The sequence below is a fragment of the Burkholderia sp. BCC1999 genome (assembly GCF_905339975.1).
Lineage (GTDB): Bacteria > Pseudomonadota > Gammaproteobacteria > Burkholderiales > Burkholderiaceae > Burkholderia.
On the sequence record NZ_CAJPHP010000035.1, the window covers coordinates 15,662 to 29,458 of the forward strand.

A 13,797-nucleotide genomic window follows, 5' to 3' on the forward strand; every position below is an offset into this window, starting at 1 on the left:
GAGCACCGGCGCATTCGTCTGCAATCGGGACTGCGCAAAGCGACGCGCGGCCTTCACGACGAACAGATCGATCGCGACGCCAAGACACTGAGGCGGCTTGCGGCATCAAACATGCCGCGCGAGCGCGAGCAGCACCGACAACGACACGATCGACCCGAGCGTCGACAGCAGGATCGTGCGCGACGTCACCTGCGCTTCGCGTCCATAGAATTCCGCCAGCATGTACGGCCCGGTGCCGGTCGGCAGCGCGGCGAGCACGACCGCGATCTGCGCGAGCACGGGCGGCATCGCGAACACGCGCACGCCGAGCCACCACGCGAGCGCCGGCTGCACGAACAGCTTGACCGCCGTCAGCGCGACGCTGCCGCGCGGCGCCTCGCCGCCCGCCTCGCGCTTCTCCGCGAGAAACAGCCCGAGGCTGACGAGCGCACACGGGCTCGCGGCCGCGCCGAGCAGCTTCAGGAACGTTTCGACCGGCGCGGCGAGCGACACCTGCGCAGCCGACACGCAGACCCCGGCCAGCGGCGCGACGATCAGCGGGTTGCGCAGCAGCGCACCGGCCACCTTCCACATCAGCTTCAGCGGCGCGCGGTCGCGCTGCAGCCCGATCTCGATCAGCACGATCGCACCGGCGAACAGCACGCACGCGACGAGGATGGTCGCGATCGTGGTCGGCGTGAGGCTGTCGGTACCGAATGCGAGCAGGCCCAGCGGAAAGCCGAGATAACCGGTGTTCGGATACGACGCGGCGATCGCGTCGATACTCGCATCGGCGAGCCCGCGCCCCGCGAACAGGCGCCACGCGAGCACGCCGGCGAACACGAGCGCGCAGGTCAGCGCGAACGTCGCCACGAAGGCCGGCTGGTACAGCTGGTGCCACGATGCGTGCGCCATGATCTGGAACAGCAGCGCGGGCAGCGCGAGCCACACGACGAAGCGGTTGAGTTCCGACGCGGCCGCCGGCCCGAGTACGCCGCGCCGGCGGCACAGGAATCCTGCCGCGATCAGCCCGAACACGGGCAACAGAATCTCGATCGTCGATGACATCTTGAATACGCTGCGTGAAACCGGAACGCGCCAGCTTAATGGTTCCGTGTGCGCGCGTCCAATACGCTGCGCATGTGCCCCATTCGTCACGCGCCGTCACGCATCGGTTGCGTAAGCAACTTGTATGCAACGACGGCCGCGCCGAGCGCCAGCACGCCGCTCACGGTCAGTGCGTCGGCGAACCCGCTCGCGAATGCGACAGGCGCCGCCTGTGCGAGTACGCCGGCGGCCGACGGCGGCACGCGGCCGAGCGCCTGCGCCAGATCGCCAGCCAGCAGGCTCGACATGAACGGCGCATCGGCGAACGCGCGCAGGCCGGGCGTGGCGGACAACAGCGCGTCGAGCCGCGCGTGCGTACTCGCCGCCAGCACCGCGCCTAGCACGCCGACGGCCGTCACGATCGCCGAGAAGCGCGTCGTCGTGCTGATGCCCGACGCCATGCCCGTGCGGTCCGGCGGGACGCACGCCATGATCGCCTTCTGCGTGTCGCCGTTCATGATGCCGGCGCCGCACCCCGTCACGAACATGCCGATTGCGACGAGCCGGTAATCGCCGCTGGCCGTCAGCGCCGCGGTGACGAGGTTGCCCGCGCCGATCAGCGCGAGTCCGCCCGCCAGCACGCCGCCCGACGACACACGCGCCGCGAGCGCCGCGCCGAGCGACGGGCCGGCGATCATCGCGAACGCGAACGGCAGCATGCCGAGCCCTGCGTCGACGGCCGACATCCCGAACGCGTTCTGCAGGTACAGCGGCAGGAACGTCATCATCACCTGCGCGCACGCCGCATAGCCGAACATCGCGAGCACCGCGCCGACGAAGCGCGGCCGGCGGAACAGCGCGAGATCGATCATCGGCCGCGCCTGCCAGCGCTCCGCGCCGATGAACGCAACCAACAGCGCAGCGGCAAGCGCGAGCCGGCCAAGCGTCGCGACCGACAGCCAGCCATGCGCCGGCGCGCCGATCAGCGCCGCGATCGCACACGCGAGCGCCGCGCCGAACAGCAGGCTGCCGGCCGCATCCACGCGTTTCGCATGCGGATCCCTCGACTCGTCGATCGCGACGCGCGCACCAGCCGCCAGCAGCACGCACACCGGCAGGTTCAGCAGGAACACCCAGCGCCACCCGATCCATTGCGTGATCGCGCCGCCGACGAGTGGCGCGATCGCCGTCGCGACGCCCATGCACATGCCCCAGATCGCCCATGCGCGCGCCCGGTCGCGCCCTTCCGGAAAACGGTTCGCGATCACCGCGAGCGCAGCCGTCAACAGCAGCGCGGCGCCGCCGCCCTTCACCGCGCGCGCGGCGATCAGCCAGCCGGCCGACGGCGCGACGCCGCAGCCGAGCGACGCCAGAAAGAAGAGCGCGAGCCCCGCGAACAGCATCCGCTTGCGCCCGAAGCGATCGGCGAGCCCGCCGGCCGGCAGCAGGCACGCGGCGAACGCGGTCATGTATGCGCTCACGACCCATTCGATGTCGGCGAAACTCGCGTGAAAGCTGCGCGCGATGCTCGGCAGCGATACCGCGACGACGTTCGTGTCGAGCACGATCAGCGAACAGGTCGCGGATGCGACCGCAAGCGTCGCGGCGGCCGGCAGGCGCGCGCCCGCACGCGAGGCGTCGGCCGCGGCCGCGCGCGACGCCGGTGAAGACTGGGACATCGGCAACTCCGGAACAGGATGGACAAGCCGTATGCTAGGCTTGCCTGTATTGCCTGTCATTGCTACTCCCGTGCTGTTTCATTAACGAAAAATGCAATCATGGACCGGCTCGAATTCCGTCACGTGCGCGCGTTCCTGAGTGTCGCGCAGCACCTGCATTTCGCCCGCGCGGCCGAAGCACTAGACATGGCACCGCCGGCGCTCACGCGACAGATCCAGGAAGCCGAACGCGTGCTCGGCGTGCGGCTGTTTCACCGTTCGCGCCGCGCGGTCGCGCTGAGCGCGGCCGGCGAGGCCTATCTCGCCGAAGCAAGCGCCGCTTTCGAGCACCTGCAGCGCGGCCGCGAACTCGCCGCGCTGGCCGAGCGCGGCGAACTCGGCCGGATCGAGATCGGCTACGTATCGTCCGCCGTCTATTCGGGCACGCTACAGCGCACGGTCGGCGCGTTCCGTGCCGCGCACCCGCGCATCGAGTTGAACCTGCGCGAAGTGCCGATGGACGACGTCGCGAACCAGCTCGACGCGGGCCGGCTCGACCTCGCGTACGTGCGCCCGCCCCTGCCGCTGCCCGGCGGCCTGCGGATCGTCACGCTGCAGCGCGACGTGTTCGTCGCGGCCGTGCCGGCCGATTCGCGCTACGCGGAAACGGCAACCCTGCGCGCGGCCGACCTCGCCGACGCGCGCTTCGTGGTGCCAGAACAGGAGCGCGGCACGCTCGAAGTCGCGCGCCGCGGCCGTTTCGCGCCGCTGATCGCCGCACGGCCGGGCGGCTTGCTCGCGGTGCTCGCGTGCGTGTCCGTGAACGGCTGGGTCGCGGTGATTCCCGATGCGCTCGCCGGTTGCGTGTCGCTGCCGGGCGTCGTCTACCGGCCGATCGCCGGCAAGCCGATCGTGTCGGAACTGGCGCTCGCACACCGGCGCTTCGAACGGGCGCCGGCCGTACGCGCGTTCCTGCGTACGGTCGTGCCGGCCGCGGCAAGCACCGCCTGAGCACGGCAGCCGCGGCGCGTCGAGGTCGGCTCGTCCGGCCGTCATCGCGCGAATATGCATTGCACGATTCGATGTTTGCCGGCCGGAAACCGATTCCGTAACCTGCCCGGCAGCCGCGCCGCACGGGCGCGGGTCACCCGGAACATGCCGTCGATGAATGCTTCTTCCACCGCAGCGCGCCGCCGCGTGCTGCAGCGCCTTGCCGCCCTTGCCGCCGCACCGCTCGCCGGCGGCGCCGCATTGCCCGCCCAAGCGGCCGGCGCCGACCTGTCGGACGTCACGCTCGTGCTCGGCGACCAGGCCGGCGGCCTGCGCGCGCTGGCCGAAGCCGCGCGCGTGCTCGACGGCACGCCCTACCGGTTCCGCTGGGCCAATTTCCAGGGCGCCGCGCCGCTGTTCGAAGCCCAGCGCGCGGGCGCGATCGATCTCGCGCCGGCCGGCGACCTGCCCGTGCTGACGGCCGCGCTCGGCGATCCGTCGCTGCGGATCGTCGCGACGCGCGTCGGCTCGCCGGCGTCGCTCGGCATCGTCGTGCAGCCCGATTCGCCGGTCCGCACCGTCGCCGACCTGAAAGGGCAAACCGTCGTCGTGTCGTCCGCGCGCGGCAGCATCTCGCAATACCAGCTGTACGGCGCGCTGCGCGAGCACGGCCTTGCACCGCGCGACGTCGACGTGCGTTTCGTGCTGCCCGTCGACGCGTTCGCCGCGTTCGAAGCGAAACGGATCGCCATCTGGGCGACGTTCGACCCGTACTACGGGCATGCGGTGCGACGCGGCGCGCGCATCGTCCGGGACGGCAGCGGGATCAATTCGGGGCTCGCGTTCCTCACGTCGCCGATCGAGACACTGAACGACGGCGCGAAACGCGCGGCGCTCGCGGACGTCCTTGCGCGGCTCGCCCGCGCGGGACAATGGGCGCTGGCGCACCCGGCCGACTACGCGAACGTCTATGCGTCACTCACGCGCCTGCCGCCCGATGCGGCGACCGACATCGCGCACCGGGCCGCGCTCGCGCAGCGCAGCCTCAGCGGCGCCGACATCGACGTGCTGCAGCGTGTCGCCGACCGTGCAGCGGCGGATGCGATCCTGCCGCGTCGCGTCGACGTCGCGTCGATCGCGATCCGGAACGTGTCTGCCTGAGCGATGACGCGCGTAGCTGCGTTCAGCGTGGCCGCACCATATCGAGATCCGGCACGTCATCGCCGAACGTCGATGCCACGAGCGTGCGCATCGCGGCGATCAGCAGCGTCGGCCCCGACTGGTTGAACGTGCAGCGCTCGCCGGCAGCCGGCACGGCCCGGTGCAGCACGGCGCGCCATTCGCCGCGCCCGCCGTCGCGCTCGAACGCGGCAAACGACAGCCGCTCGACGATCGGGCCGCCGTCAGCCCACGACGACGACGGCGCGAACGGCACCGGCGCGCCATCGCGTTCGCGGATCACGCAGCATCCCGATGCGTCGACGCGTGGCGCGCCGAGGTCTAACGCCATCGCCACCCAGTAATCGAGTGGCGCGCCTGTCAGGTCCTGGACTTGCATGACCGTCTCCGTATGACCGTCGTGTCGGTCGGCATCGTGCCCGTCGCACGCCCAGCCGCCGCGGCCGTATCCCATGCGCGCAGGGTTTCGTCTCGCGCCGCCCTGCGATAAGCATAGTTCAAATCGTTTCTTGTCCACCTCAACCGCGTCATCGAGAATGATTCGACGGACCGACATCCGTCGCCGCCCCTCCAACGTACTCCTGACCGATCGATTCATGCTTCCACTGCGCCTGCTGCGATCGCTGCTGATCGCGTCCCTCATTGTGTTGCCGGCCGCCGCCGCGCATGCCGACAAGCCCGCCACCATCCGCATCGGCGTCGCCCAGCAAGGCGCCGGCGATCCGCCGACCTTCGGCGGATCGAGCGCCGCCACCGTGCAGTTGCAGCAGCTGGTTGAAAAGGAATTCGCCGCCGACGGCATCAAGGTGCAGTGGCTGTTCTTCAAGGGTGCGGGGCCGGCCGTCAACGAGGCGATCGCCAACAAGGCGCTCGACTTCGCGTACCAGGGGGACCTGCCTGCCGTGCTCGCCCGTTCGAACGGGATCAAGACGCGCCTGCTGCTTGCCGCCAGCGTGCGCTCGGGGATCAAGATCGCGGTGCCGCCCGACTCGACGATCCGTTCGATCAAGGACCTGAAAGAGCGCCGCGTGTCGATCTTTCGCGGGACCAACCTGCAACTCGTCGCCGACAATGCGCTCGCGAAGAACGGCCTCGGCGAACGCGACCTGCGCGTGATCAACCTCGACTCCGCCAGCTCGCTCGCCGCGCTCGCGTCGAAAGGCATCGATGCGTCGGTCGGCGACTACCAGCTGTACAAGCTGCGCGACGCGGGGCTCGCCAGGATCATCTACGAATCGCAGAACGACGGCCCGCAGTTGACGCGGCAGACCCACCTGCTCGTACTCGACGATTTCGAGCGCGCGCACCCGGACATCGTGCAGCGCGTCGTCACCGCGTACGTGAAAGGCGCGCAATGGTCTTCCGACGAGGCGAACCGCGATGCGCTGTTCAAGCTGTGGGCGAAGAGCGGCGTGCCGTATGCATCGTGGCAGGCCGACTATGCGAACCAGCGCCTGAAGGACCGGCTGTCGCCGCTGATCGACCCGTTCGTCATCGCACGCTACAAGGCCGTCGCGCAAGATGCGCTGAACCTGAAGCTGATCCGGCAGCCGGTCGACGTGGACGGCTGGTTCGAGCCGAAGTATCTCGACAACGCGCTGCGCACGCTGAAGCTCGAAAACTACTGGCAGCGGTACGACGCGGCCGGCAAGCCCCTCTCCTGATCCGGACCCGCGCCGATGAGCGACACCGCGTTTTCGATTCCGTCGTCCGAGCGTCATGCACTCGCCACGCCGCCGCATCGCGCGGCAGTCGTAACGCGGCTCGCGTGGCGGCTCGCGCCCTGGGTGCTGCCCGCATTGCTGTTCGCGCTGTGGACGGTCGGCAGCGCGCGCGGCTGGATCGCGCCGCAGATCCTGCCGCCGCCCGAACGCGTGTACGAATCGCTCGCGGACCTCGCGACAAGCGGCGATCTCGCACGCCACACACTGATCAGCCTGCAACGCGTGCTGGTCGGCTTTGCGGCCGGCACGCTGCTCGGATTTTCAATCGGCGTCGCACTCGGCCTGTCGCGCACGCTGGAGGCCTATGTACTACCAAGCTTCAACGCGCTCGTGCAGATTCCGGTGCTCGGCTGGCTGCCGTTCCTGCTCCTGCTCGTCGGCGTCGGAGAACCGCTGAAATACCTGCTGATCGCGCACGCGGCACTCGTCCCCGTCACGCTGAGCACGTTGCAGGGATTCCGCCAGACGCCGCCCGCGCTCGACGAAGTTGCACGCGTGTTCGGCTATACGCGCCGGCAACGCATCGTCCGCGTCGTGCTGCCGGCCGCGATTCCGACGCTTGCGACCGGCGTACGGCTCGCCTTCACGAAATCGTGGCTCGCGCTCGTCGTCGTCGAGCTCGTCGCGTCGTCCGAAGGGCTCGGCTACCTGATCGTGTACGGGCGGCAACTGTTCCAGCTCGACCTCGTGATGGCGGCCGTGGTCGTGGTCGGCGCGGTCGGCCTGCTGATCAACCGGCTGCTCGATGCACTCGAAGCACGCCTGCGCCGCGGCGTACCGTCCGCGTTTCGCGGCTGAGCCGGGCCGCCCCATCGAAGGAGAGTCAACCGTGCCGGATTCCGCCATCCCCGCACTCACGCCGGAAGGCCCGCCCACGCCCGCCCGCCGCCTGCACGTACCCGACTGGCGCGGTTTCGTGCTGCCTGTCGTTGCGTTCGCACTCTGGTGGGCGATCGCGTCCGCGCATTTCGTGAAAAGCGGGCTGCTCGTCGGCCCGTCCGACGTCCTGCGCACCGCATGGGCGCAGGCCACGAGCGGCGCGCTCGGCCGCGCCTTGTCCGCGTCGCTCGCGCGCGAAGCGTGCGGCTTCGCGATCGGTGCCGCGGGCGGGCTGCTGCTCGGCGCCGCGCTCGGGCTATCGCGCATCGCCGCGCGGATGGTCGGCCCGAGCTTCGACACGTTCAAGCAGATCTCGCTGTTCGCATGGATTCCTCTGATTTCAGTGTGGTTCGGCCTCGGCGACGCCGCCAAGGTCGTGTTCCTGTCGCTCGCCGCGCTGCTGCCCGTCGCCGCGCACACGTGCGATGGCATTCACGCCGTGCCGCGTACCTATGTCGACGTCGCGCGCGCGCTGCGCTACACGCGACTCCAGCTCATTCGCCACGTGATCCTGCCGGCCGCGCTGCCGTCGATCTTCACCGGGCTGTATCTCGGCCTGATCTATTCGTGGCTCGCGACGCTCGGCGCCGAATACCTGCTGGTCGCAGGCAGCGGCATCGGCAATACGCTGATCGACGGCAGCGAGCAATTCCGGATGGATCTCGTGCTGTTCGGGATCATCGTCGTCGGTGTTACCGGCTGGGCCCTGAACGCGATCGCGCGTGCGATCGAGCGCAAGGTGCTGGCCCGTCGTGGCGACCTGCCGCGCTGATCGTCCGCCCCTCATCCACTGCACCCTTCATCGCCCTGCCATGACGACGCTCGCCTCCGATTCGCTCGACATCCTCCATGTGAGCAAGCACTACGCACAACGCGGCGCGACGCTTGCCGTGCTCGACGATGTATCGCTGCACGTACGCGCCGGCGAATTCGTCACGATCGTCGGCGCGAGCGGCTGCGGCAAATCGACCTTGCTGCGGCTGGTTGCCGGGCTCGACACCGACTATGCCGGCGAGATCCGCGCCGGCGACGAACGCGTGCGCGATACGTCGCTGCAACGCGGGATCGTATTCCAGGATCATCGGCTGTTCCCGTGGCTCACCGTCGAACAGAACATCGCCGCCGCATTGCGCAACGCACCGCTCGACACGGCCGCGAAGCGACGTGCGGTCGCGGATCACATCGCGCTCGTCGGACTGAACGGCTTCGAGCATGCGTTTCCGAATCAGTTGTCGGGCGGGATGGCCCAGCGCGTCGCGATCGCGCGCGGCCTCGTGAACCGCCCGCGCGTGCTGCTGCTCGACGAGCCGTTCGGCGCGCTCGACGCGCAGACGCGTGCGCGGATGCAGAACGAACTGCTGCGCATCTGGGAACAGGAGCGCATCACGATGATGCTCGTCACGCACGACGTCGACGAAGCCGTCTATCTCGGCGACCGCGTCGTCACGATGGCGCCGCGCCCGGGCCGCATCGAGCGCATCGTCGATGTCGCGCTGCCGCGGCCGCGCCGGCGCGATGCGCCGGAATTCGCGCGATTGCGCGACACGGTGCTCGCCGATTTCGACGACAGCGAACCGCCCCGCAACGGCGGCACGGGCGGCAAGCGCGTCGACACGCCGCGCCCGCACCGGATCGGCGAATGGCGGCTCGCATGGTAGCCGCGTCACGCGGCCGGATTGTTCTGCATCACCTATCGTTTATCGCAGCGGGAACGCTAAGGTTGTGACGATTCATCGGTTCCGGTTCCGCGCAGTCCCTGCTTGAATGGAGACTCGACCGATCCGACTCCAGGAGACTCACGATGTCCGAAGTCCAGCACGCCGCACAATCGCCTTCGCATGCTTCGCACGCCGCGCCGCGCACGGCCGCCGTTCCGCTTCAGCTTCGCCAGGTCGCCGGCCGGATCGGCGCCGAAATCGCCGGCGTCAGGCTGACGGCCACGCTCGACGATGCGACGTTCGATGCGGTCCAGGCCGCGCTGCTGCGCCACAAGGTGCTGTTCTTCCGTGGCCAGCACCATCTCGACGACACCGCGCAGGAAGCGTTCGCTCGCCGCTTCGGCGAGACAGTCGCCCACCCGACCGTGCCGTCCGTCGACGGCAGCGCCCATCTGCTCGAACTCGATTCCGCGCACGGCGCGCGCGCCAATTCGTGGCACACCGACGTGACGTTCGTCGATGCGTACCCGAAGATCTCGATCCTGCGCGCGGTCGTGATTCCGCCGTTCGGCGGCGATACCGTGTGGGCCAATACGGCCGCCGCCTACGCGCATCTCCCCGATCCGTTGCGCGCACTCGCCGACTCGCTGTGGGCGCTTCACACCAACGCCTACGACTACGCGTCGACGCATGTGCATGCCGACGACACGCAACTGAAGCGCTACCGCGAGGTGTTCACGTCGACCGTCTATGAAACCGAGCATCCGGTCGTGCGCGTGCATCCGGAAACCGGCGAGCGTACGCTCGTGCTCGGCCACTTCGTGCAACGGCTCAAGGGGCTGTCGTCGCAGGATTCCGCGCATCTGCTGCAGGTCTTCCACGAACATGTGACGCGTCTCGAGAACACCGTGCGCTGGAACTGGCAGGAAGGCGACGTCGCGATCTGGGACAACCGCGCGACGCAGCACTACGCGATCAACGACTACGGCGATGCGCGCCGCGTCGTGCGCCGCGCGACCGTTCACGGCGACGTGCCGGTCGGCATCGATGGCCGCCAGAGCGTCGTGCTGAAAGGGCCGGGCGCAACGCTGCAGTAACGTCCGTCTCGCGCGGTGGTGTCATGTCTTGTGCGCCGCCGCGCCACCCCGCACCCAGGATCCGATCATGAGCGTCCCGTCACCGCACCGACACCTGCACGCACAACGATGTCGGCCCTTCGCCCCGTTCACTTCCGCCAGGAGCGTCGCATGAGCGCCCTACTCGAACCCGCCGCCCAGCCGGTCGACGTGATTCCGCTGTCCGCCCATATCGGTGCGGAAATCCGCGGCGTCGACCTCACGCAACCGCTGACCACGCCGCAGATCGCGGCGATCCGCGCCGCGCTGCTGAGATGGCGCGTCATCTTCTTCCGCGAACAGTTCCTCACGCACGAGCAGCACGTCGCGTTCTCCGCGCAGTTCGGCGAACCGACGGTCGGCCACCCGGTGTTCGGACATGTCGACGGTCATCCGGCCGTCTACTCGATCGCGAAGCATCGCAAGGCGACCCGCTTCGAGGGCGAACCGGTGCGCCGGCCGTGGACCGGCTGGCACACCGACGTGACGGCCGCCGTGAATCCGCCGTGGGCGTCGATTCTACGCGGCGTGACGATCCCGCCGTACGGCGGCGACACGCACTGGACGAATCTCGTGCGGGCCTACGAGACGCTGTCCGCGCCGCTGCGTGGCTTCATCGACGGCTTGCGCGGCATCCACCGCTTCACGCCGCCGGCCGGTGCGCGCGCGACCGGCGCGTTCGACGAGGCCGTCGAACGCCGCCCGCTCGTGACCGAGCATCCGCTCGTGCGCGTGCATCCGGAGACGGGCGAACGCGCGCTGTATGTGAGCCCGAGCTTCCTGAAATCGATCGTCGGCCTGGCGCCGCGCGAGAGCCAGGCGCTGCTCGAACTGCTGTGGGAGCACGTGACGCGGCCGGAATTCACGATCCGCTTCAAGTGGGAACCGCGCAGCATCGCGTTCTGGGACAACCGCGCGACCGCGCATCTTGCACCGGTCGACATCTTCGATCTCGACTTCGACCGCCAGCTCTACCGCACGACGCTGACCGGCGACGTGCCGGTCGGCCCCGACGGCCGGCCGTCGGTTGCGCTCGAAGGCTCGCCGGTCGAAGCGGCCGCGGCCGTCGCGCTGAACTGACTCGACCGATTCAACCGACTACTGCCGACACCGGCGCGCACGCGCGCGCCGGCCGCTTTCCGATCAATCGAGCCACACGCCGTCGAACCGGTGCCCGCCGAGCGGCGAGAACGTCAGACCGTGAACACGCCTGGAGATCGGCAGCGACACGATCGACGTCGCGATCGGCGTGAACGGCACCTGATCCTTGAACACGACCTGCGCCTGCTCGTACAGCGACGTGCGCTTGGCAACATCCGCGTTCGAGCGCGCCGCGCTGACAAGTCGTTCGAAATCCTGATTGCACCACTTCGCGAGGTTGCTGCCGTGCACCGCGTCGCAGCCGAGCAGCGTGCCGAGCCAGTTGTCGGGGTCGCCGTTGTCGCCCGACCAGCCGTACAGGATCGCGTCATGCTGGCCGTCGTGCTTCGCGCGGCGGTTGTATTCGCCCCACTCGTAGCTGACGATCTTCGCGCGCACGCCGATCTTCGCCCAGTCCTGCTGGATCAGCTGCGCCATCAACTGCGCGTTCGGGTTGTACGGACGCTGCACCGGCATCGCCCACAGCGTCAGGTCGAAGCCGTTCGGGAACCCGGCCTGCGCGAGCAGCGCCTTCGCAGCGGCCGGATCGCGCGGCGCATCCTTCAGGCGCGGGTTGTACGACCATTGCGTGGGCGGCATCGGGTTGGTCGCGATCTTCGCGTCGCCGTTGAACACGGTCTTCACGATCGCCGTCTTGTCGATTGCGATGTCGAGCGCGCGCCGCACGTCGACGCGATCGAGCGGCGCATGCTGCGTGTTGTACGCGACGAAGCCGACATTGAACCCCATCCCCGAGAACAGCGACAGCTTCGGGTCGCGCCGCACCGTCTCGAGATCGGCCGGGCGCGGAAACACCGACACCTGGCACTCGCCGGCCACCAGCTTCTGCAGGCGCGCGGCCGGATCGGGCGTGATCGCGAACACGAGGCGTGCGAGCTTCACGTCGTCCGGCTTCCAGTAGTCGGGATTCGCCTCGTAGCGGATCAGCGCATCCTTCTGGTACGTGCGCAGCAGGAACGGCCCGGTGCCGACCGGGAACTGGTTGATGTCGGACTCGCGATGCCGCGCGGCAAGCTGCGACGCATATTCGGCCGACAGCACCGACGCGAACGCCATCGCGAGGTTGCGCACGAACACGACGTCGGGCGTCTTCAGCACGAAGCGCACCGTGTAGTCGTCTACTTTGTCGATACGCTCGACGTTGCGGTCGAAACCGAGGTCGCTGAAATACGGGAAGCTGACCGGGTAGGCCTTGCGGAACGGATCGTCCGGATCGAGCATGCGGCGGAACGTGAACACGACGTCGTCGGCCTGGAACGGCCGCGTCGGCTTGAACCAGGCGGTCGTCTGGAATTTCACGCCACGCCGCAAATGAAACGTGATCGTGCGCTGGTCGGGCGATACGTCCCAGCTCGTCGCGAGCGACGGTTCGAGATCGAGCGTGCCGCGCTTGAACTGCACGAGCCCGTTGTAGACCGTGTACGTGCTCGCATCGAAATCCGTGCTCGTCGTGTGCTGGCCCGGATCGAAACCGGCCGGGCTGCCTTCGGTGCAGTACACGAGCGTCTTGCCGGTCGGCGCGGCAAGCGCCTGTGTCGCCGCGCCGGCGAACAGCAGCGACGCGGCGATGCAGCGAAGCGCGACGGCGGCATGCGGTACACCACGCGTACGACGCGTGGCTGACGAAACGTAAGCGTTCTTCATGGTGGCGGAGAGAAAGGATGGCTGTCATGCGAATGACGACGGCCGATCTTCGCGCGCATCCCGCCGATCGCTTACCAATTAATTCGGCGTTGCTTATCGTCGCCGATGCATCCCGCTGCCCGTGCATGAAAACGTCCACGCGAGCGCCGGCGCACGATCCGGCAGCCTTTCGCGCCGCCGCCTTCCGGCCCCCTGCAGACTTTCCGGAATCGGCGCATCGTATCGGCTGGCAAACGCCGGCACCGGCGCGCCGGGATCCGCCCGGCGCCGCTACGCCGTCGAGTCATGGAGGACCCACGATGTCGATCAGTCCCGATGCGCCCTCTCGCCCCGTGAAATCGCCGGGCCCCGATCATCCGATCACGATCGAACCGCATCCGCGGCGCGTGGTCGTGAAGGTGGCCGGCAAGGTCGTCGCCGATACGCGCCATGCGCTGGCGCTGCGCGAGGCCAGCTATCCGGCCGTGCTTTACCTGCCGCGCGAAGACGCCGACATGTCGCTGCTGCAGCGCACGGATCACGCGACCTACTGCCCGTACAAGGGCGACTGCGCGTACTACTCGATCCCGGCCGGCGGCGAACGCGCAACCAACGCGGTATGGACCTACGAGCATCCGTATCCGGCCGTCGAAGCGATTCGCGGGCACCTCGCGTTTTATCCGGATCGCGTCGACTCGATCGAGGAAAGCGCGGCCGGCACCGATTGAGCACCGCCGTGCCGCTGATTTGCATATACGCAATCGTTGGTTGGCCACCGGCCGGC

General features: G+C 68.8%; 13 protein-coding genes. 9 read left to right on the forward strand and 4 right to left on the reverse strand.

Going from position 1 to position 13,797, the window contains the following annotated elements; translation table 11 throughout:
* Nucleotides 1-105: 105 nt before the first annotated feature.
* Nucleotides 106-1,047, reverse strand: a complete 942-nt coding sequence (locus U5809_RS32860) for an AEC family transporter (RefSeq protein ID WP_322089604.1) — start codon at nt 1,045-1,047, stop codon at nt 106-108.
* 86 nt (nt 1,048-1,133) lie between these two features.
* Nucleotides 1,134-2,705, reverse strand: a complete 1,572-nt coding sequence (locus U5809_RS32865) for an MFS transporter (RefSeq protein WP_322089605.1) — start codon at nt 2,703-2,705, stop codon at nt 1,134-1,136.
* Nucleotides 2,706-2,804: 99 nt separating this feature from the next.
* Here U5809_RS32865 and U5809_RS32870 point away from each other — a divergent pair, with 99 nt between their 5' ends.
* The gene (locus U5809_RS32870) at nt 2,805-3,695 is read left to right on the forward strand and encodes a LysR family transcriptional regulator (RefSeq protein ID WP_322089606.1); all 891 of its coding nucleotides are present in this window, start codon (nt 2,805-2,807) and stop codon (nt 3,693-3,695) included.
* 153 nt (nt 3,696-3,848) lie between these two features.
* Nucleotides 3,849-4,835 (forward strand): ABC transporter substrate-binding protein, encoded by a 987-nt coding sequence (locus tag U5809_RS32875; RefSeq protein ID WP_322089607.1) that lies wholly within the window; start codon nt 3,849-3,851, stop codon nt 4,833-4,835.
* Nucleotides 4,836-4,857: 22 nt separating this feature from the next.
* Here U5809_RS32875 and U5809_RS32880 read toward each other — a convergent pair whose 3' ends face one another.
* Nucleotides 4,858-5,232: a phage protein NinX family protein gene (locus U5809_RS32880; RefSeq protein WP_322089608.1), complete on the reverse strand. Its 375-nt coding sequence runs from the start codon at nt 5,230-5,232 to the stop codon at nt 4,858-4,860.
* Nucleotides 5,233-5,449: 217 nt separating this feature from the next.
* On the opposite strand from U5809_RS32880, the gene U5809_RS32885 reads away from it, so the two are divergent.
* The 6 genes from U5809_RS32885 to U5809_RS32910 all read left to right on the forward strand — a co-directional run bounded on the left by U5809_RS32885 (nt 5,450) and on the right by U5809_RS32910 (nt 11,309).
* Complete coding sequence (locus U5809_RS32885) at nt 5,450-6,517, forward strand: ABC transporter substrate-binding protein (RefSeq protein ID WP_322089609.1); 1,068 nt, start codon at nt 5,450-5,452, stop codon at nt 6,515-6,517.
* Nucleotides 6,518-6,532: 15 nt separating this feature from the next.
* On the forward strand, nt 6,533-7,375 hold the full coding sequence (locus tag U5809_RS32890) for an ABC transporter permease (RefSeq protein ID WP_322089610.1): 843 nt from the start codon (nt 6,533-6,535) through the stop codon (nt 7,373-7,375).
* A gap of 31 nt (nt 7,376-7,406) precedes the next feature.
* A complete protein-coding gene (locus U5809_RS32895; RefSeq protein ID WP_322089611.1) occupies nt 7,407-8,228 on the forward strand; it encodes an ABC transporter permease in 822 nt (273 codons plus the stop codon).
* 40 nt (nt 8,229-8,268) lie between these two features.
* Nucleotides 8,269-9,114 (forward strand): ABC transporter ATP-binding protein, encoded by an 846-nt coding sequence (locus U5809_RS32900; protein ID WP_322089612.1) that lies wholly within the window; start codon nt 8,269-8,271, stop codon nt 9,112-9,114.
* Between the two features lie 143 nt (nt 9,115-9,257).
* Entirely contained in the window at nt 9,258-10,211 is a 954-nt protein-coding gene (locus U5809_RS32905; protein ID WP_322089613.1) for a TauD/TfdA family dioxygenase, read from the forward strand.
* A 150-nt stretch (nt 10,212-10,361) separates the two neighbouring features.
* On the forward strand, nt 10,362-11,309 hold the full coding sequence (locus tag U5809_RS32910) for a TauD/TfdA dioxygenase family protein (protein WP_322089614.1): 948 nt from the start codon (nt 10,362-10,364) through the stop codon (nt 11,307-11,309).
* A 63-nt stretch (nt 11,310-11,372) separates the two neighbouring features.
* On the opposite strand, the gene U5809_RS32915 is transcribed toward U5809_RS32910, so the two are convergent.
* Nucleotides 11,373-13,034 (reverse strand): ABC transporter substrate-binding protein, encoded by a 1,662-nt coding sequence (locus U5809_RS32915; RefSeq protein ID WP_322089615.1) that lies wholly within the window; start codon nt 13,032-13,034, stop codon nt 11,373-11,375.
* Between the two features lie 299 nt (nt 13,035-13,333).
* On the opposite strand from U5809_RS32915, the gene U5809_RS32920 reads away from it, so the two are divergent.
* On the forward strand, nt 13,334-13,741 hold the full coding sequence (locus U5809_RS32920; protein ID WP_282510741.1) for a DUF427 domain-containing protein: 408 nt from the start codon (nt 13,334-13,336) through the stop codon (nt 13,739-13,741).
* The last annotated feature ends 56 nt before the right edge of the window (nt 13,742-13,797 follow it).

What these genes read in the sequence shown, in the direction of transcription:
- U5809_RS32900 (WP_322089612.1), top strand. Translation starts at nt 8,269, where the DNA reads ATGACGACGCTCGCCTCCGATTCGCTCGACATCCTCCATGTGAGCAAG.
- U5809_RS32920 (WP_282510741.1), top strand. Translation starts at nt 13,334, where the DNA reads ATGTCGATCAGTCCCGATGCGCCCTCTCGCCCCGTGAAATCGCCGGGC.
- U5809_RS32910 (WP_322089614.1), top strand. Translation starts at nt 10,362, where the DNA reads ATGAGCGCCCTACTCGAACCCGCCGCCCAGCCGGTCGACGTGATTCCG.
- U5809_RS32875 (WP_322089607.1), top strand. Translation starts at nt 3,849, where the DNA reads ATGAATGCTTCTTCCACCGCAGCGCGCCGCCGCGTGCTGCAGCGCCTT.
- U5809_RS32860 (WP_322089604.1), bottom strand. Translation starts at nt 1,047, where the DNA reads ATGTCATCGACGATCGAGATTCTGTTGCCCGTGTTCGGGCTGATCGCG.
- U5809_RS32890 (WP_322089610.1), top strand. Translation starts at nt 6,533, where the DNA reads ATGAGCGACACCGCGTTTTCGATTCCGTCGTCCGAGCGTCATGCACTC.
- U5809_RS32905 (WP_322089613.1), top strand. Translation starts at nt 9,258, where the DNA reads ATGTCCGAAGTCCAGCACGCCGCACAATCGCCTTCGCATGCTTCGCAC.
- U5809_RS32915 (WP_322089615.1), bottom strand. Translation starts at nt 13,034, where the DNA reads ATGAAGAACGCTTACGTTTCGTCAGCCACGCGTCGTACGCGTGGTGTA.
- U5809_RS32870 (WP_322089606.1), top strand. Translation starts at nt 2,805, where the DNA reads ATGGACCGGCTCGAATTCCGTCACGTGCGCGCGTTCCTGAGTGTCGCG.
- U5809_RS32885 (WP_322089609.1), top strand. Translation starts at nt 5,450, where the DNA reads ATGCTTCCACTGCGCCTGCTGCGATCGCTGCTGATCGCGTCCCTCATT.
- U5809_RS32880 (WP_322089608.1), bottom strand. Translation starts at nt 5,232, where the DNA reads ATGCAAGTCCAGGACCTGACAGGCGCGCCACTCGATTACTGGGTGGCG.
- U5809_RS32865 (WP_322089605.1), bottom strand. Translation starts at nt 2,705, where the DNA reads ATGTCCCAGTCTTCACCGGCGTCGCGCGCGGCCGCGGCCGACGCCTCG.